Genomic DNA, 18732 nt, shown 5'->3' with positions numbered 1-18732 from the left:
CGCTGGGGCCCCAGTGGGGCTAGAAGCCCAGGCCCACGGCCATGGCCTGCAAGGGCCGGGGCAGGTCGGTGCCCTTGGTGGCGGCGCCGGTGGCCAGGTTGATGGTGTACACGCTGGCGGTGGTGCCCACGGTGAGCACGGCGAAGCCGGTGCCGCTGGTGCCGCCAATGTCAAAGCCGTTCACGCCGGTGGTGTTCACCCCCAGGGCCCCCAGGGCGACGAGGGTGCCCGCGTTCGGCGGGTCCTGCCGGTAGAGCTGGTCCGTATTGGAGTCGATGGCGAAGAGCACGGTGGTGGTGGCGCCCGCGAAGTTGTTGGTGTAGGCCGCGGCCGTTACGCTGGGCGTGCCCGGGTTCAGGGTGCCGTCCACGATGGCCACGCCGTCAGCGGGGTTCACGCGCAGGTTCACGCCGGCGTCGCTCACGATGCGGATGCGGTCCACGGTGGGATTGAAGTCGAAGCCGAAGTTAGTGCCCGTCAGCGGCAGGGTGACCGTGCCCACCACGGCGGCGGCCCCGCTGGCCATGTTAATGGTGTAGAGGCGGTTGGTGCTGCCCAGGCCGTAGAGCTGGCCGTTGGCGGGCCGCATGTCGAGGCCCACCAGGCGCTCCCCGGTTTGCAGGCCCGTCAGGGGCTTGGCCACCTGCGTTTGGGGGGCGCTGGGGTTGAAGGCCACGAAGTTGTTGTCGGCATCGACGCCGTAGGCCACCGCCTGCGTCGGGATGGCCACCCCGATGACGTTGGTGCTGGCCGGGAAGTTGTCGTAGCGCGCGGCGCGCCCCGTGGCCAGGTCAATCTTGTAGAGCCCCGAGCGGTTGTCCACCACCAGGGCGGCAAATGCGTTGTTGTCCACGGCCGAAATATCGAAGCCGGCCAGGCCCGTGGCGTTCACGCCCAGGTCGCCGATGGCCACCAGCGTGCCGTCGTTGGGCGGGTCCTGGCGGTAGAGCTTATCGGTGGCGGGGTCGATGTCGTAGAGCACCGTGGCCGACGCGCCCGACACCGAGTTGGTGTAGGCCACGGCCGAAACAGTGGCCCCCGTCACGCCGTTGATGCTGCCGTCGGTGGCGGCCACGGCCCCGGTTTCGGGGTTCAGGCGCAGGTTCTGGCCCGTGCTGCTCACCAGGCGCAGGCGGTCCACGGTGGGGTTGAAGTCGATGGTGGCCGTGGTGCCGTTAATGGCCGGCGAGAAGGCCCCGGCGCCCACCGCCCGGGCCACGCCGGTGGTAGGGTTGATGACGTACAGCCGGCTGGTGCTGCCCAGGCCGTAGAGCTGGCCGGTGGCGGGGCGGTAATCCACGCTCAGGATGCGCTCGTTGCTTTGCAGCCCGGTAATCGTGACGGCCGCTGGGGCCGTGGCTACGTTGTTGGCGTTGAAGGCCAGCAGCTGGTTATTGTCGGTGAGGGCCTGGAAAGGCAAGTCAATTTTGTTGACCGTAACCGTGTCCGAATCGTCCTGGCAGGCGGTAAAGAAGCCGGTCATGCCCATCAGCAGGGAAAGCGAGCCAACGCTCTTAAGCAAAGAATATCTCATGCGAGATGAAGTTTTGGTGAATATGCCTTGCCTTACGGAGCCCATTAAGGTTCAGATTGGATAATTCAAAAAATGCTATTAAATCACTGATTTATAGGCATTAAAATGACATTAAAGACCGTCTTATAGCTCCTGCGTTTCCAGCCGCCCCACTGCCGCCGGGGCCCCCAACCAAGGATTTAGCCGGCCGGCTGGCCCGGCGCTGCTCATAAAAAAAGCAGGCCGGGGCCCCCACGGGGCCCCGGCCTGCTCGGGCTGGAAAGTGCGCCGGCCGGCGCCTACTTGGCTTCCAGCTTGTTGGCCAGCAGCTTCATGAAGTAGCCGCCCACCACCGAGCGGGCCTGGAAGCCCTGCTGCTTGGCGTTGGTGGTTTCGTGCCAGTCGTTGAGGGGCACGCGGCTGGGCGTGTCGTTGGCAAACTGCCACACGGGGCCCACCAGGGCCCTAAAATCGGCGGGGTTGGCGGCCAGCGTGGCCGTCCACATAATCCAGTCCGACTTGGTGTAGGTCTTGCGGCTGTCGAGGGGCAGGCCGTACTTCTGCTGGTGCTTGAGGTAGAAGGCCAGCTCCTGCGGCGCTACGTCGGGCGGGAAGATATTCAGGCCGAGCACCTTGTCCCACACCAGGTTGTACTTCTGGCTCCACGAGCCGGCGGGCTTGTCGAAGGTCAGGGCGTAGTGGTCGCCGTCCTTAGCCATCTGCACCCACTTCTGGGCCAGGTCGCGGGCCAGGGCGGTGTACTCGTCGGCCGTCTTGGTGTCGCCGAGCTGCCGGGCCATTTGCCCGTAGCAGGCAATGCCCATGATGGCCTTTACTGATAGGTTGGTGTTGCGGGCCAGGTGGCCGGCAAAGTCGTCGGTGCTGAGCTGGTTGGCCGGGTCGAAGCCGTCGCGCTTCAAAAAGCCCACCCACTTAGTGAGCGTGGGCCAGTGCTCGCGGGCGAAGTCGGGCTTGCCGTCCACCTTCACCGCGGCGGCGGTCAGAATCAGCATGTTGCCGGCTTCTTCCACCGGCATGTCTTCGCCGTACTTTTGGCCGTTGGCCTGGGGGTAGGTGCCCAAGTCGTGGGCCGGGAAGTCCTTCTTCCAGCGCCCCGACTCCGAATACTCGAAGATGAAGCGCAGCATGCCCTTGGCCAGCTCGTTGTTGTAGAGCAAAAACAGCGGCTCCGAGGGGTAGGTCACGTCCACGGTGCCGATGAAGCCACCCGAGAAGTTTTCCTTGGAGAAGAAGAGCAGCTCGCCCTTGGGCCCGGCCACGATGCTGTGCGCGGCAATGGACTGGCGGTACGCCAGTTGGCAGAGGTCGGCGTATTCTTTGCCACCGGCGGCCTGGGCGTCGGCGTATAGTTTCTGGTCGAAGGCGGTGGCTTTCTGGCGCAGGCGCGGGTAGTCGGCCTCGGCGGCGGCCAGGGCCTTGTCCATGGTCATGGCCGGGTCGCGGCGCCACCAGGGGCGCAGGTTCTGGCCGAAGTACTGCACGGCCTGCTGCTCGTCGTAGCCCAGCAGCAGGTGCCGCTCGGCGGGTGCGGCGGCCACGGCCCCCATGTCGAGGGCGGCGGCTTGGGCCACGCGCTGGGCGGGGCCTTTGGCGGGGGCCCCGGCGAGCAAAGTCCCGGTTTTGGCGAAGGTAGTTTTTAGGGCCTGCGGGTCGCCGGCGCCGAGGGTGGCGGCGCCCGGCGCGGCCAGGTAGGCGTAGCCCCAGTCGATGCGCACGTCGTCGCCGGTGGTGGCTAGCACGGGTTGCGCGGTGGTGCCCACGGCCTGCCATTTTAGGGCCCCGGCGGCCCCGGGGCGGGTGGCCACGGCCTGGTAGGGCGTGTTGCTGGCCAGCGTGCCGGCCTCGGTCAGCAGCACCTGGGTGGGGTGGGTTTTGCCGTCGGTGGCGGTGGCCGCGAAGGTGACGTAGCTCACGGGCCGGGCCACGGTCTCCAGCTCATCGAGCAGCAGCGGCGAGAGGAAGTTGACTGTGAGCTGCACCGGGCCAGCGGCGAAGGTGTAAGTCGTTTGGGTGGCGGTGACGGCCACCGCCGTCTGGCGGGCCAGCTGCACGCGCGGCTGCGGCAATTGCTCGTAGAGGCCGGCGTCGAGGTGGGCGCCGCCCTGCGGGTTTACGCAGTGCATGGCCAGTACGTTGGCGCCCGCGTGCAGCGTTTTGCGGGCCGCGTCGGGCACGGGCACGTCTTCGTAGCGGCCGTTGGCGCCCGGGCGCTGGGCCAGCAAAGTGCCGTTGAGGTACACCTCCGCGTCGTCGTCGTGCCACACGCGCACCACAAGCGGGCCCGTGGGCAGGGGCCCGGCGAAGGCCACGGCGCGGCGCACCCACACGTCGCGGCTCTTCCAAGATGTGCCGGGCTTAGCCGCGTCGTCGGTAAAAGGAGCGGGACCGGTTTTCCAGCTTTGGGCCCCGGCGAAGGCGGTTTTCTCCCAGCCGGCTGTTGGCTTGGCGAAGGTGTAGCGGGCCGAGTAGGGGCCCTCCTGCGCGGTGGGCACCAGGGCGCGGAGCGCGGGCGTGCCCTGCCCCAGGAACTGGTAGGCCTGCCCATCCACCCGCACCACGCCTTCGAGCGCCTGCGGCTCGCTGGTCCAGTGCCGCGTGGGGCCCCCGGCCAGCTCGTCCTGAAACGCCCACACGCTGAAGTACGGGGTGTGGGTGATGAGCGGGTAGGCGGGGGGGCGCAGCGCCTGGGCAGCGGCACTGCCGGCACCAAGCCCCACCAGGAGCAGGGGACACAAAACTCGGTTCAATAGCATGGCAACGGGGGTAAGGGGTGGAAACGGGGGCCGCGCGGGGTGCACCCGCGCAGCTCCCGCGGAAAGGAATGGGCCGGAAACTTAAGGAATTTGCGCCAACGGCCCCGCGGTACTACCGCGGAGTTGCTGGCGCAAAGGCAGTTGCTGAGGGCCTGGGGTTGCGTGCGGGAAGCAACAACCAGGGCCCAGCCGCCGGGGCCCCAGGCCGGGCTTATCGGGCCACGGCCTCCACCTGGCCGCCCGTTTGGAACAGCTGGTGGGGTACGAAGTAGCCCGCGCTGGGGGCCCCGTTCACCCGGATGGCGCTCAGGTTGCGGCTGGCGCCGGACTTCTTCACCGTCAGCACCTTGCCGTTAGGCATGGTCCAGCGCACTTCGTCGAACACGGGCAGCGTGACGATGTACTGCGCATCGGCCGCCGAGAGCGGGTAGAGGCCGGTGGCGCTGAACACGTACCACGCCGACATCTCGCCCGCGTCGTCCATGCCCGAAAAGGCCAGGCCTTTTTCGCCGGTGTTGTAAAACTTGGCCATGATTTCGTCGAGCCGCTGCTGCGATTTTTCGGGCTTGCCCACGTAGTAGTACGCGAACGGCGTTTCGTGGTCGGGCTGGTTGCCGTGGCAGTACTGGCCGATGAAGCCCGACACGTTGCGGGCAATATAGGTAGGGTTCCAGGGCACGGTGAACAACGAATCCAGCTTCGCCTCGAAGGGCCGGGGGCCCCCGTAGAGCGCCACCAGGCCCGGCATGTCGTGCGGGGCGAAGAAGGACACTTGCCAGGCGTTGGCTTCGCGGTACATATACTCGTAGTAGGGGTACTGGGGGTTGAAGTTCTTCACCCACTGGCCGTTGGCCAGGCGCCCGCGCATGAACTTGGTGCCGGGGTCGAACACGTTGCGGTAGTTTTTCGAGCGCGCCATCAGGGCCCTATACTGGGCCGTGTCGTGCAGCGCCTTGGCCAGTTGGGCCACGGCGTAGTCGTCGTAGGCGTACTCGAGCGTTTTCGACACGCCAGCGCTGCCCGGGGTTTCCACGTTCGGCGCGGGCACTTCGGTGGTGGCGATGTAGCCTTTTTCGAGGTACTCCGGGAGGTGGGGCCGCGTGCCGCCCGCCACGTTGGCGTTGTGCAGCAGCAGGCGGTACACGTCCGGCACGTCGAAGTTGGTAACGCCGCGCTGGTAGGCGCCGGCCACGAAGGAGGCGGCGTGGTCGCCGTGGAAGAAGGTGGGAATGAAGCCGGTTTTGTGCCCGATGTCCTGCATCGACTTGATGATGTCGGCCGTGACGCCCGGCGCGAGCATGCTCATCAGCACGTCCTTGTTGCGGTACGTGTCCCAGAGCGAGGGCAGCGTATAATACTGGAAGTCGGCCTTTTGCACCGCGCCTTTCACGTCGCGGTACTCGCCGTTGGCGTCGCTGCGCAGGGCGGGCCACAGAAACGAGCGGTACAGGCAGGTGTAAAACATGCCCCGTTGCTGGGCCGTCCCGCCCGTCACGGCCACCTTGGTCAGCAGCTGGTCCCAGGTGGCGGCGGCGGCGCGCCGCACCTCCTCAAAGGAGCGAGTGCCCAGCTCCTGGGCCAGGTTTTGCTGGGCGTTTTCGATGCTCACGAACGAGATGCCGACGCGCAGCTCCACGGTTTTGGGGCCCCCGTCGGCCAGGCGCAGCACGGCCACGCCCTCCTTGGTGCCCTTGCCCTGCACGGCCACGTCTTGGATGCCGGCGCTGAGCTGGCCGTAGAAGTACACGGTTTGGTCGCCGGTTTTCTGGAAGCCCTGCACGGCCGAAGGGCCCACCTTTTCGAGGGACCAGTCGTTCACGTTCTCGTTCGAGCGGCCCAGCTTGAATACCACGCGCCGGTCCTGGGCCTGGGCGTAGGTGTACTGGTGCAGGCCGCAGCGCAGCGTGGACGTCAGCCGCACTTGCACGTTGTAGTCCTTGAGTGTCACGCCGTAGTAGCCGGGCGCGGCCTGTTCGGTGGCGTGCGAAAAGCGGGAGGCGTAGGGCCCCGCGGCCCCGGCCGGGCCCGCCACGGGCAGCACCGGCAAGTGGCACAGGTTCCAGTGGCCCTTGTTGGTGTGGGCAAAGGCCTGAATTACCGAGTCTTCGTACTGGTAGCCCGAGCCGGTGTTGAACTGCGTAATGGGGCTCAGCTGCACCATGGCGTTGGGCAGGGCACTGCCCGGAAACACCAGCCCGGCCCACACGCCGTGCCAGTCGGGCGGCGCCACGTAGCCCACCAGCTTGGGGTCGGTAAAGGCCGCCGTGCCGATGAGCGGGTTGACGAAACGGCCGGGGCCGTCGGCCGAGCGGCCGGCCCCGCCGGGGCCCCCGGACGGGGCCACCTTGGTGCAGGAAAAAGCGCCCAAAGCGGCGAGCGTGAGTAGGTGGCTTAGGCGCAGGTTGGCGAACTTCATAGGAACGGGTAAGGAGTTTAGGGCCCCGCAGGTAGCCTCAGGGCTCAAAAAAAAGGTGGGGGCCCCAGAAATGTTCCGGGGCCCCCACCTTTTGGCGTTACAGGAGCTTGCGCGCTTGCAAGTCGGCCAGTATTTCGAACATCATCACGCCGCTCATTTGCGTGGAGGCGTCCACGGTGCCGCTGGGCGCGGCGGTCCAGTTGGTATTGAACAGGAACTGCGGACGGCGGGTGGCGCGCTGGTAGAGGCTCTGGCCGTTGAACTTGAGAAACGCCACGTAGTTGGCCCGGTTGGTGGCGCTCACGGCCGGCTCGGTGGCCAGCTGGGCCAGGTAGCGCACCAAAATGCCCTTGAACAGGCCGCCGTCGCCGGTGCCCTCGTCCTTGAGCACGCCGCCGGGCGAGAGCTGGCCGTCGTTGAGCACGTAGGCAGCCGTGCGGGTGGCGTCTTCTAAGTAGCTGGTTTGCTGGGTGGCGCGGTACAGGGCCAGCCCGGCCCCGAGGAACACGCCTTGGTTGTAGCTGAAGCGCCAGTCCTTGTCAATTTGGCCGTCGCCCTGGCGGTTCACGCCGTCCCACACGGCGCCGGTGGCGGGGTCCACCAGAGTTTTCTTTTCCCAGGCGTAAATCTTCTGGGCCCAAGCCAGGTCGTCGGGGTTGCGGTCGAGGGCGTAGAGGCGGGCGGCCAGGATGGCGGCGGGGGCGTTGGCGGGCGTGTTTTTGTAGTCGCGCTGGTTTTTGCGCCACGCGATGCCGCCGCCCTGCTGCTCGTTCCAGCCCAGCTTGATGTCGGCCCACAGCAGGGCCGCGGTGGCCTTGTACTCCGCTTCCCGGGTGAGGTCGTAGGCGCGCAGCGAGGCCAGCGCCAGCCACTCCATGTCGTCGTAGTAGTCGTTGAGGTACGTGTTGTTGTTCTTGGCCTTGATGCCCTGCTCCAGCGCCCGCATCTGGGTGAGGTAATCGGCCACCTGGGTACGCTGGTAGCCGTCGCTGAGCACGTCGAGGCCGTGGGCCTGCCACCAGTAATTAAAGGCCTGGTCGCCGGCGTTGTTCTTCTGGTAGAAGCGGCCGGTGGGGGCCCAAAAGCCTTGGGTGAGGGCCGCCTGGGCCGAGTCGGCGCGGGCCGCCCAGTTGGTGACCACCACGGCCACCGGCGGGCGCGGCGGCGCAATGTAGTCGTCCACGGGCTCGTGGCAGGCCGGCAGCAGCCCGCCCAGCAGCAGGCCGCAACAGGCCCGGGAAAGCGCAGGAAACCGGAACATAGGGAAGGGGAGCATAAGGGTAGGAAATTAGCTTAGCGCACCACCACCTGGTGGGTGTAGGGGCCGTCGGCTTGCAGGCGCACGGTCACGTCAATGTTCTTCTTGTCGGCCTCCTTCGGGAATTTGTAGGAGTAGTCGTACTGCGCGTCGCTCACGGGCACCAGCGCGTAGTAGGCGGCCGCCGTGCTGGCCGTGGGGGGCTGGTTGTCGGAGTTGGTGCTGCCGTAGTACTGCTTGCTGCTGGCGCCCGCCGCGTTTTTCTCCATGAACAGGAACTTGTAGCGCTCGTCGCGGCCCCAGCTTTCCTGGTGGAATTCCAGGGGCGTGTTCTCTACTTTCCACACCCCCTTGCCCACGTAGGGCAGCGTCACCAATACTTTGTTTTCGGGCGCAAACCACAGGCCGATGGACTCAATCTCGGTGAGGGTGGCCGCGGCGTTGTTGAAGTCCAGGCGCACGCGGTACACCTTGGGCGTAGCGGCGGGGCTGGGGCTTTGGGTGCCCTCCATCAGCTTGTTGCCGTCGATGTAATAGTTGGTGGGCGTGCCGGTAGTGGCGTCCACTAGCTTCACGTCGCCGGGGCCCAACTTGGTATACAGCTCAAACACACCCGCCGACAAGCTCTTGAACTTGAGGGCCTGGGCCAGGTTGGTGCCGGCTTCGGTGCCCGAGCCGGTGAGGTACAGAACCGGGGGCGGCGTGGCAAAGCCGGCGGGGCGCTCCAGCGTCATCATGTGCGATTCGGCACTGGTCACCACGTTCACACCCTTGGAGGCGTTCACCGTCCACTTCAGCTTGCCCGTTGCCGACGACTTGATGCCGGCAATGTTGGCAATGCGGTTGAGGTCGCTGTGGGTGAGCACCAGCTTGGTGTCGAGGCCGTTGCTGCCCGAAGTGGTGCTGTAGAGCGGCTTCGAAAAGTCGCCGTCTTCTTTGTCAAACACCACTTCGTAGAGCACCAGCGTGCCATCGACGGCGCGCGCCTGGCCCCACTCAAACGTGACGGCCGCGTTCGAGGGCGGGTCGAGGCGCACGTAAATGTTCGTGGCCGGTGCGAGCAGGTTCGTCACCGGGGTAATGGTTTCGTTGAGCCCGCCGTCGTCTTTCCGGCAGCCGGAAAGCAGGCCAACGGTGAACAACAGCAGCAGCAGGGGCCAGGAAAGCTTTTTCATGTGGATAGGGAGGAGGAGGCAGTGGAGGAAGGAAGGGGCTTACCAGCCCGGGTTTTGGGTGAGGGCGGGGTTGATGTCGCGCTCGCGCTGCGGCACGGGCCAGAGGTAGTGCTTGGCGGGGTCGAAGGCCCGCTGGTCCACGCGCAGGTAGCCGTTGTCCACGCCCGGGTCGCCGGCCTTGATGCCGTGGAGGAAGCCGTTGAGGGCCGTTTCGGCCGTGCGCCAGCGGCGCAGGTCGAACACGCGCAGGCCTTCCATGGCCAGCTCGGTGCGGCGCTCGCGGCGGATGGCCTGGCGCAGGGCGGTTTGGCCACCGCTCGGGAAGGCCAGGGCCCCCGCGTCGGTGAAGCCCGCGCGCCGGCGCAGGGCCCCCACGGTGGCGTCCCAGTCGGTGGCCGCCAGCTGGCCCAGCTCGTTCTTGGCCTCGGCCTGCATCAGCAGCACGTCGGCGTAGCGGATCAAAATCAGGTTCAGGCCCGAGTTGAGGTTGGCGTCGGCGGTGGGGTCGAAGTACTTGGCCACGTAGTAGCCGGTGGGGCTGGCGTCGGCGCGGTCGATGGAGTTGTCGCCGGTGCCGGGCACGGTGCGGATCACGAAAGTGGAGCCGTCGGGGCGCTTCCAGGCGTAGCCGTCGTACACGAGCGTGGCCGTCAGGCGGGGGTCGCGGCCGGCGTAGGGCGTGGCCTCGTCGTAGCCCGAGCCCGCCTCGGTGATGGCTTTGCCGTTGGCGGTGAGGTAGTCATTTACCAACTCCTGCGAAGGGGCGATGGACGAGACCAGCTTGCCCTCAGTGCGCGGAATGAAGGCGCGCTGCTGGGCGTAGGTGCGCGAGGGAAAGGCGTACTGCAAGTCGAGCACCACTTCGCTGTTGTTCTCATTAGCCGGCGAAAACACGCCCGCGTAGCTCGGAAACAAGCTGTAGCTGCCCACCTGGCCGCCCACCAACTGGCTGGTGACGGCCACCACGTCGGCCCAGCGGCCTTCGTAGAGCAGGGCCCGGGCCTTCAGGGCCAGGGCCGCGCCCTTGGTGAAGCGGCCCTTGTCGGCGGCGCCGTAGGCCGTGTTCAGGGGCAGGGCGGCGGCCGCGGCGTCGAGCTCGGCCAGCACGAAGGCCAGCACCTCGGCCCGGGGCGTCCGGGTCAGGCCTTGGGCCTCGGCGGTGGTGATTTCGGTGGTCACTAGGGGCACGTCGCCGTACCAGGTCATCAGCTGGAAGTAGTGGTAGGCCCGGATGGCCCGCGCCTCGCCGATGTAGCGTGCCTTGAGGGTGGCGTCGAGGGTGGCAATTTGGTCGATGTGGGCCAGCACCTGGTTGCAGCTGCGGATGCCGCCGTAGTGGAAGCCCCACTCGTTGGTGATGCGCTGCTGGTTGGTGCCGTAGGCCCCCTCGGCAATGTTGCGCGAATTGGAGCCGTCGACTTCGCTCTTGTTGTAGGCGTTGTCCGACAGCGTTTCGTTGAAAAAGAAGTACTCGCTGGGGTAGAGGCCGGCGTAGCAGGTGCTCAGCACGTTGGCCGCGTCGGCGGGCTGGCTCCAGAAGGTGGCGTCGGTGGGCCGGTCGGTGGGCGGCAGGTCCAGCTTTTGGCAGGCCCCCAGGCTCAGGCCGAGCCCGGCCCCGAGCAGGATGGTGTAGCGGATGGTGCGGTTCATGGCGGTGCGGGGGAGGGTTAGAAGGAGACGTTGAGGCCGAGGGTGACCAGGCGCACGCTCGGGTACACGCGGCCGCTGCTGCCGCCGCCGCCGCCCAGCCCCACGCTCTCGCTGAACTCCGAGATTTCGGGGTCAAACCCAATCTTTTTCAAGTGGCTGATGGTGAACAGGTCCTGTCCCGACACGAACACCCGTAACTGCTGCAAACGGATCTTCTTGCTGAAGTCGGCGGGCAGGGTGTAGCCCAGCTGCACGTTTTTGAGGCGGGCGTAGGCCCCGTCGCGCAGCCAGTAGTCCGAGCCCTGGTTGTTGTTGGTCGAGGCCGTGCCGATGGTCAGGCGCGGGTACTCCGCGTCGGGGTTGGTGGGCGTCCAGCGGTCGAGGTGCTGGGCGTACACGTTCTCCCAGTTGTTGTGGAAAGCTTCCACGCCCTCGCCCCGGATGTAGAGGTTGCGCTTGCCCACGCCCTGCACGAACACCACCAGGTCGAAGCCTTTGTAATCAGCCGTATACGTGGCCCCGAAGGTGTAGCGCGGAAACGGGTTGCCGAGGATGAAGCGGTCGTCCTGGTTGATGATGCCGTCGCCGTTGCGGTCCACGTAGCGGATGTCGCCGGGGCGCACCGTGCCGGGCGTTACGAAGGCGGGCGTGGGGCCCGCGTTCACTTCCTCCACCGTTTGGAAGAAGCCCGCCGTGCGGTAGCCGTAGTACGAGTTGATGGGAAAGCCCTCGCGGATGATGTTGGCCGCGTCGCCGCCCCGGATGCTCTCCACGCCCTTGGTGTCGGTCACCACGTTGCGGGTGTCGGCCACGTTCAGGCTCAGGCTCTGGTTGAAGCCGCGGGCGGTGCGCAGCCGGTAGGTGGCCGAAAGCTCCCAGCCCAGGTTGCGGACGCTGGCCGCGTTTTGGGTGGGGGCCCCGGCGCCGAAGGCCCCGGCCACGGGCAGGTCGATGAGGATGTTGTGGGTGCGCTTGTCGAAGTAGTCGAAGCTGACGGACAGCGCATTCTTAAAGAATGCCGCGTCCACGCCCACGTCGCCCATGGTCGAGGTTTCCCAGGTGATGTCGCGGTTGGCAGTGTTAAAGTAGGCCCCCGGCACCGGCTGCTCGCCGAAGGTGTAGGCCCCCGGCGACACGGTGATCGTGCTCAGGTAGCGGTAGAGGCCGATGTTCTGGTTGCCGAGCTGCCCCAGGGAGCCCCGCACTTTCAGGTCGCTAAAAATGGGCTGCAAAAAGCCCGTGAAGCTTTCCTCCAGGGGCCGCCAGCCAGCCGACACCGACGGAAAGAAGCCCCAGCGCTTGTCGGACGCGAAGCGCGACGAGCCGTCGTAGCGGAAGCTGCCCTCGAGCAAGTACTTGCCGGCGAAGGCGTAATTCAGGCGCCCGAACACCGAGTTCAGGGCCCACTGCTCCTGGTTGCCGTAGGTGCCGTTGGCGTGGAAGCCGCCGCTGGGGTCGGTGATGCCGCTGTAGGTGGTGCCGTTGCTGACGACGCCGAAGTTGTTGCCCGGCACGTTGATGAGGTGAATGCCGGCCCGGTCGTCCACGAAGTGCTCGGTGGAGTAGCCCAGCAGGCCCTTCACTTCGTGCTTGGTGGCCAGGGTGCGCTCGTAGTTCAGGGTGGCCTGGTAGTTGGTGAGCACCGTGCGCTGGGTGCGGTCCTGCACCGAGTTGTTGCCGTCGCCGCCCGAGGTGGGCGAGCCGTCGGGCGTCACGTACTGCAAGCTGCGCGTAAACTCGTTGTTACGGTAGCTCCACAAGTCGCCGCCCACCAGGCCCCTAAGCTTCAGGCCCTTGATGATTTCGTACTCCGCGTTGATGTTAGCGTAGCCGTTGTCGTTGGAGTTGGTGCGCAAGCCGCCGTTCAGCAAGCGGTTCACCGGGTTGTCGCTCGAGGTGGCCGGGGTCACGTAGTTGCCGTTGGCGTCTTGCAGCGGGTAGATGACCGGGATGCGCACGGCGTCGCTGATGATCCACTCCGAGGCAAAGGCGTGTTCGCGGGTGCCGACGTGGGCGTAGGAAAAAATGGCCCCCACCGACAGCTTCTCCGTGACCTGGGTGTTGAGGTTTAGGCGCGCGTTGAGCCGCTTGTAGCCGTAGTTGTCGCCCACGAACAGGCTGTTCTGGTCTACGTAGCCCAGCGACACCAGGTAGCGTGTTTTGCCGGCGCTGCCGCTCAGGCTCAGGTTGTGGTTTTGCTGCAGGGCCTGCTTTTTCAGCACCGCGTCCAGGTACCACTGGTAGTCGCCCTGGGTGGCGAAGTCGCGCATCTGCTGGGGCGAGAATTGCGGGCTCTGCCCCGAGTTCACCAGGGCCTCGTTCTTGAGCTGCATGAACTCCAGGCCCGTCACCGGCTTGCGCAAAAAGCTGGGCGACTGCCACCCCACCAGCGTGTTGTAGGCCAGCGTGGGCCGCTGGTTCAGGCTGCCCTTCTTGGTCGTTACCAGCAGCACGCCGTTGGCCCCGCGCGAGCCGTAGATGGAGGCCGACGCCGCATCTTTCAGCACCGTCACGCTCTCAATATCGTTGGGGTTGAGCGAGTTGAGCGAGCCGGCGATGCCGTCCACAATCACCAGGGGCGAGGCGTTGCCGAGCGTGCCCACCCCGCGGATGTTGATGTTGAGGTTGGCGCCCGGCTCGGCGCTGTTCTGCTGAATGGTGAGGTTGGGGGAGGCCCCTTGTAGGGCCTGCGCCACGTTGGTCACCGGCCGGTTTTCCAGCACCGGGGCCGCAATGGTGTTGATGGCCCCCGTGACGCTGGCCCGCTGCTGGGTGCCGTAGCCCACCACCACCACTTCGCTCAGGGCCTTGGTATCGGTTTCGAGCCGCACCACCAGGGCCGGGTTGGCAGCGGTCACCGCCACTTCGCGGCTCACCATGCCCACCGAGCTGAATACCAAGGTGCTGCCCACCGGCACGTTGATGGAAAACTCGCCGTTGACGTTGGTAGTCTGGCCTTGCTGGGTGCCTTTCACCAGTACCGTCACGCCGGGCAAGCCTTCGCCGTCGGCTTGCACCACGCGGCCGGCCACGGGCACATCGGCCGCCATTATTTTGCCGCCGACGTTTGCTTCCAAAGCCGAGGGGGCAGTTGGAATCGATTGCGCGGCGAGCAGCGAAAGGGTGTCGGGCGGGGCCGGCACCTGGCCCACCGGGGTCTGGGGCGAGATGATGTACATGTTCCCCTTCAGCTGCTCAAACTTGAGCCCGCTGTGCAGGGTGGCGTAGCGCAGGGCTTCGGCCAGTGACTTGAACGCCGGGCTGGCCTTGGCCAGGTACTTGCCCGCCGTAAGCTGGCTGCGGTAGAAGAACGTCACCTTGTACGTGACCTTCAGTTCCTGAATGAAGTCTTCTAACGGCACCTGGCCCGCCGGCGCCTGCACGGCACCGCGGGTAGCGCGGTGCCGGCTGGCGGCCGGGGACGAGGCCTCCGCATTGGCCAGGGCCAGAGCCCCCTGGGCCAAGCTGGCCCCGCCGGGTAAGCCACTCAATAACAACGCCAGGGGCATGTGTCGAGTAAATTTTGCCATGGGAAGGGCTGGGAAAAGTGGAAGGGTTGGAAGTGTGGAAGGGTTGGAAGTACAAAAAGGGAGGGTCTACCGGGCCTCGGACTGGAAGCGCACCACGTCGCCGGTGCGCGTTACCTGGATGTCCAAGGATTTGGCCAAGGCGGGCAGTAGCAAATCGAGGTTGCTGGCGGCTACGTCGCCGGTAATTTTCTGGTGCAGAATGGCCGGGTCGGCCACTTCTACCCGCAGGTTGTAGGCGTCGCGCAGCAGCTGCACGATTTCCTGCACGGGCGTTTGCCGAAATTTCAGTTGCCCCTCGGTCCAGGCCGAGTACAGGGCGGGTTGCACGTGCCGCCGGGCCAGGCCCGGCTGGGCGGCCGACGTTTCCACGAGGTCGCCGGGCTGCATCAGCAGGTTTTCGCGGGTGAGCCAGGCGGGGCGGTCCACGGCCACGCGGCCTTCGCTGAGCACCACTTTGGTGCCAGCCGGCCGGCTGTTCACGTCAAACTGGGTGCCCAGCACCGAGACGGTGAGCCCGCCGGCGTGCACCACAAACTTGACGTTGGCCGGGGCCCCGGCAATGTCCGTCCGGCCCCGGGGGGCCAGGTGCGCCACCCGGAAGTAGCCTTCGCCCGTCAGCCACACTTCGCGCGGGGTTTCGGCGGTCCAGCGGGCCGCGGTGATCAAGGTTGAATTGCCGTTGAGCACCACCACCGAGCCGTCGGGCAGGGCCAGGGTGCGGTGCTGGCCCGGGCCGGTGGCGAGCTGCGTCATCGGGCCCGCGCCGGCGGCGGGCCGGCCCCACTGCCACCAGCCGCCCGTCAGCAAGGCCACTGCCAGGGCGACGGCCGCGAACCGCACCCGCCGCTGGCGGCGCAGCTGGAACTGGGCCAGCAGGGGGCGCCGCGCCTGCCGCAGGCGCAGCAGCTCCTGCCGCTTCAGGCCGGCGGGTACGGGGTAGGGGCGCGCCGAGCGCAGGCCCTGCACCAAGTCCTGCGCTTGGTCGGCCTCGGCCTGCTTGCCGGCGTGCTCGGCCAGCCACGCCTGCCAGAAGCGCACCGCGGCCGCATCGGTCCCGGCCACGAAGGCCTGGAACGATTCGTCGAGCACAAAATCATCGACCGAGTAGTGCGTAAAATCCATTCAGGGGCAGGAGAGGCGGGTTTATGACCTTACCATCTCCGCGGCGTGGTTTTGTACTCGCCTGAAAGTGATAAATTTTGCATGTTTATTGCAACAATCTATTTTTCAGTCGTTTATTTTTCATTGGCACACCCGCTCGCCCCCGTGCAGCAGCACCAGCAGCAGCACGGGCGTGAGGCTGCGCCGCAGCGATTGGGTGCCTTGGTAGATGAGGTTGCGGATGGATTGCTGGTTGAGGGCCATTATTTCGGCGATGCGCTCGTACGAAAAGCCGTCGAAAAACTTGAGGTAGATGGCCTCGCGCTGGCGGTTGCTGAGCTGGCCCAGGGCCCCCAGCAGCCGCGCGTGCTGCTCGGCGGTGAGCTGCTGGGCGATGATGAAATCTTCGGGCGAGTACTGCACCTTGAACTCCTCGGAGTAGCTGCTTTGGAGCCAGCTGCGGCGCTGCTGGGCCTTGATGGCCTTGGCCACCTCGTGGCGCAGCGACTTGAACAGGTATGGCCGCACGGCCTCCACGGCGCGCAGCTCGGTGCGGCGCTGCCAGAGCCGCTGAAACAGGTTTTGGATGCTGTCTTTGACCAGTTCGCCGTCGTTGGAGAGCCGCATGCCGTAGCCGTACAGTTCGTCGTAGAACGTCAGGAAAAGGCGTTCGTACGCCCGCTCGTCGCCCGCCAAGAAATCAGTCCAGAGCGAAGCGTCGGGCGAGGGCATGGTGCCGATTACGGAGTAGATTTTATTAGGGGCCGCTAATTAAATGCCTGGGGCCCCAGGCGGAGCCAGCGGCAACCAATTTGGTGGGCGAAACCGCGTTGTTAAGCCGCCCCAATTCGCCCCGCTGCCGGGGCCCTAGCGCCACGCGCGCTCAATTTCTTCCAGCGTGCGCCCCTTGGTTTCGGGCACCGCCCACCACACAAACCCGAAGGTGAGCGCCGAGAGCACCGCGTACAAACCAAACGCTCCGGCCAGCCCCGCCGCCCTCACCAACGACAAGAACGTGAACGAGATAAGGGTGCACGCCACCCACAGGGCCACCGTGGCCAGCGAGGCCGCCCGGCCGCGCACGGCGTTCGGGAAAATCTCGGTGATGACCACCCACACGCCTGGCCCCAGCCCCACCGCGAAGCACGCCACGTACCCCATGATGAGGCCCAACAGCCAGGGCCCCGGGGCGTGCTGGTGCAGGGCCACCACCAGGGCCCCCAGCGCCAGCGCCATGCCGCCCGAGGCGAAGAGCAGCAGCGGCTTGCGCCCCACTTTGTCGATGATGAGCAGCGCCACCACGGTGCCGGCGAAGTTGATGCCCCCAATCAGGGCGTTGGCCCCGATGGCGGACGCCGCGCTCTGCCCGCTGTGCTCGGTGAAGATGATGGAGCCGTAGTAGAGAATGGTGTTGATGCCCGTGATTTGCTGGAGTACGGCCAGCGCCACCGCAATGCCCAGCGGCCGGCGCAGGCGCGGCTGGCTCAGGCGCGCCTCCTGGCCCTGCTCGGCGGCCAGCGCCTCCTGAATCTCGGCGGCTTCGGTGGCCGCCGCCGCCGGCCCGTTGAGGCGGGTGAGGGTGCGCAGGGCCTCGGGGGCCCGGCCCCGGCCCAGCAGCCAGCGCGGGCTTTCGGGCACCAGCACCAGCGCCAGCAGAAACAGCAGCGACGGCACGGCGGCGGCCGCAAACATCCAGCGCCAGGCCCCGGGGCCCCCGCCGGCCAGGTAGTAGCTGGTGAGGTAGGCCAGCAAAATGCCCGACACGATGGCCAGCTGATTGAGCGTGACGAGCCGCCCGCGGATGCGGGCCGGGGCAATTTCGGCCAGGTACAGCGGCACCAGCAGCGAGGCCACCCCGATGGCCAGCCCGCCCGCCAGCCGCGCCGCCACAAACTCGGCCAGCGTGCGCGGCACCGCCGCCGCCAGCGCCGACGCGGTGAACAGCGCCGCCGCCCCAAACAACAGCCGCCGCCGCCCGTAGCGGTCGGTGAGCCAGCCGGCCAGCGCCGCCCCAACCACCGCCCCGAACAGGATGCTGCTGGCCGCCAGCTCGGTCTGCGCGTCGCTCAGGCCAAAGTCCTTCTTCAAAAACACCAGGGCCCCGTTGATGATGGCCGTATCGAAGCCGAAGAGCAGCCCGCCCAGCGCCGCCACGGCCCCCACCAGGTACACGTAGCCCGCGCCGTGGGCCGGACCGGCCACGGGGGCCGGGGGCCCCGTAGCGGAGTCGCGGAGTGCAGAACCGGGAGCGTTGGGAGAGCGCATGGCGAGTGGGAATGGGGTAGGCTGAACGGAAAGGATAGCGGCGGTCTGGAACGGGGTAGTCCGGCGGCTTTTTCAGTCGTCGGGCCACTCTTGCGATGCCCCGGGGCCCCTGTTTTTTAGTCAGAGTGGTCCGACGACTGAAAAAGTCGCCGGACCACTCTGTTTTAGACTACTACCGAAAATATTGGTTTGATAATCAGTATTTTGCCTCACACTAATAGCACCTCGATGCCGAGCTGGCGAAAGGGCGCTACTTGCGCCTCGGTGGCGCCGGCGTCGGTGATGAGCTGGTGGATTTCCGCCGTGGGGCAGATGAGTGAGGTGGCCACTACGCCGAGCTTGCTGTGGTCGGCCACCACGATGCGGCGCTTGGCCTGGCGCAGCATGGCCTGAATAACGGCGGCTTCCTCTGGATGCAACGAGGTGAGGCCCCGCTGCGCATCGATGCCGTTGACACCGATAAAAACCTTATCTACAAAGAATTGGCCCAGGGCCTGCGCCGTGGCGGGCCCCACCAGCGAAAACCAGCCGCCGGTGAGGAAGCCCCCCGTCACGAACACCCGCACGTCGGCGCGCTGGCTCAGCTCCATGGCCACGTTCACGGTGTTGGTGACCACCGTGACGTTAGCCCCCGGCCGCAGGCTGCGCGTGACCTGCGTAGTGGTGGTGCCGGCCGTGAGCGAAATGGTTTCGCCCGGCTCGATGAGGGCCGCCGCCGCCAGCCCGATGCGGCGCTTCTCGGCCAGGTTGCGGTCAATTTGCTCGTGGAAGCTGGAGTTGTAGCGAAACGGCTCGTAGAGCAGCGGCTCGATGGGCACGGCCCCGCCGTGGGTGCGCCGCAACCGGCCCCGGTGCTCCAGCTCCACCAGGTCGCGCCGCACCGTGGCCACCGACACGCCGAACTGCGCGGCCAGCTCATCCACGGCCACGGTGCCGGTGTGCAGCAGCTTTTCGACGATGGTTTGGGCGCGCACTGCGGCGGCGTTTTCAGAAGCTATTAGGTCGGACATAGGCGTAATTAATTAGAAGCTAGGGCAAAACCCTCGGCGG

Annotated in this window: 11 protein-coding genes; all 11 read right to left on the bottom strand. The window is 66.5% G+C overall.

The genetic code is table 11. The annotated features are described in order from the left end of the window. Window positions 1–19: 19 nt before the first annotated feature. The 11 genes from EAH73_RS08125 to EAH73_RS08075 all read right to left on the bottom strand — a co-directional run bounded on the left by EAH73_RS08125 (window position 20) and on the right by EAH73_RS08075 (window position 18692). A complete protein-coding gene (locus EAH73_RS08125) occupies window positions 20–1534 on the bottom strand; it encodes a DUF4394 domain-containing protein (RefSeq protein ID WP_140466002.1) in 1515 nt (504 codons plus the stop codon). A 278-nt stretch (window positions 1535–1812) separates the two neighbouring features. Further along, window positions 1813–4287: a glutaminase family protein gene (locus EAH73_RS08120; RefSeq protein WP_140466001.1), complete on the bottom strand. Its 2475-nt coding sequence runs from the start codon at window positions 4285–4287 to the stop codon at window positions 1813–1815. 211 nt (window positions 4288–4498) lie between these two features. After that, a complete protein-coding gene (locus EAH73_RS08115; RefSeq protein ID WP_140466000.1) occupies window positions 4499–6703 on the bottom strand; it encodes a GH92 family glycosyl hydrolase in 2205 nt (734 codons plus the stop codon). A gap of 97 nt (window positions 6704–6800) precedes the next feature. Then, entirely contained in the window at window positions 6801–7979 is a 1179-nt protein-coding gene (locus EAH73_RS08110) for a glycoside hydrolase family 76 protein (protein ID WP_205012978.1), read from the bottom strand. Between the two features lie 17 nt (window positions 7980–7996). After that, complete coding sequence (locus EAH73_RS08105; protein WP_140465999.1) at window positions 7997–9136, bottom strand: SusE domain-containing protein; 1140 nt, start codon at window positions 9134–9136, stop codon at window positions 7997–7999. Between the two features lie 39 nt (window positions 9137–9175). After that, window positions 9176–10786, bottom strand: a complete 1611-nt coding sequence (locus EAH73_RS08100; RefSeq protein WP_140465998.1) for a RagB/SusD family nutrient uptake outer membrane protein — start codon at window positions 10784–10786, stop codon at window positions 9176–9178. A 17-nt stretch (window positions 10787–10803) separates the two neighbouring features. Further along, window positions 10804–14316 (bottom strand): SusC/RagA family TonB-linked outer membrane protein, encoded by a 3513-nt coding sequence (locus EAH73_RS08095; RefSeq protein ID WP_140465997.1) that lies wholly within the window; start codon window positions 14314–14316, stop codon window positions 10804–10806. Between the two features lie 66 nt (window positions 14317–14382). Next, window positions 14383–15438, bottom strand: coding sequence for a FecR family protein (locus EAH73_RS08090; protein ID WP_140465996.1), 1056 nt, complete (start codon window positions 15436–15438; stop codon window positions 14383–14385). A 120-nt stretch (window positions 15439–15558) separates the two neighbouring features. Continuing rightward, window positions 15559–16149, bottom strand: a complete 591-nt coding sequence (locus tag EAH73_RS08085) for an RNA polymerase sigma factor (protein WP_140465995.1) — start codon at window positions 16147–16149, stop codon at window positions 15559–15561. A gap of 135 nt (window positions 16150–16284) precedes the next feature. Then, the gene (locus tag EAH73_RS08080; protein WP_140465994.1) at window positions 16285–17682 is read right to left on the bottom strand and encodes a sugar porter family MFS transporter; all 1398 of its coding nucleotides are present in this window, start codon (window positions 17680–17682) and stop codon (window positions 16285–16287) included. Window positions 17683–17891: 209 nt separating this feature from the next. Further along, a complete protein-coding gene (locus EAH73_RS08075) occupies window positions 17892–18692 on the bottom strand; it encodes a DeoR/GlpR family DNA-binding transcription regulator (protein WP_140465993.1) in 801 nt (266 codons plus the stop codon). Window positions 18693–18732: the final 40 nt, after the last annotated feature.

The organism is Hymenobacter nivis (assembly GCF_006439025.1).
Taxonomy (GTDB): domain Bacteria; phylum Bacteroidota; class Bacteroidia; order Cytophagales; family Hymenobacteraceae; genus Hymenobacter; species Hymenobacter nivis_A.
Note: the sequence above shows the minus strand (reverse complement) of the source record. Positions and strands in the feature narration are given on the sequence as shown.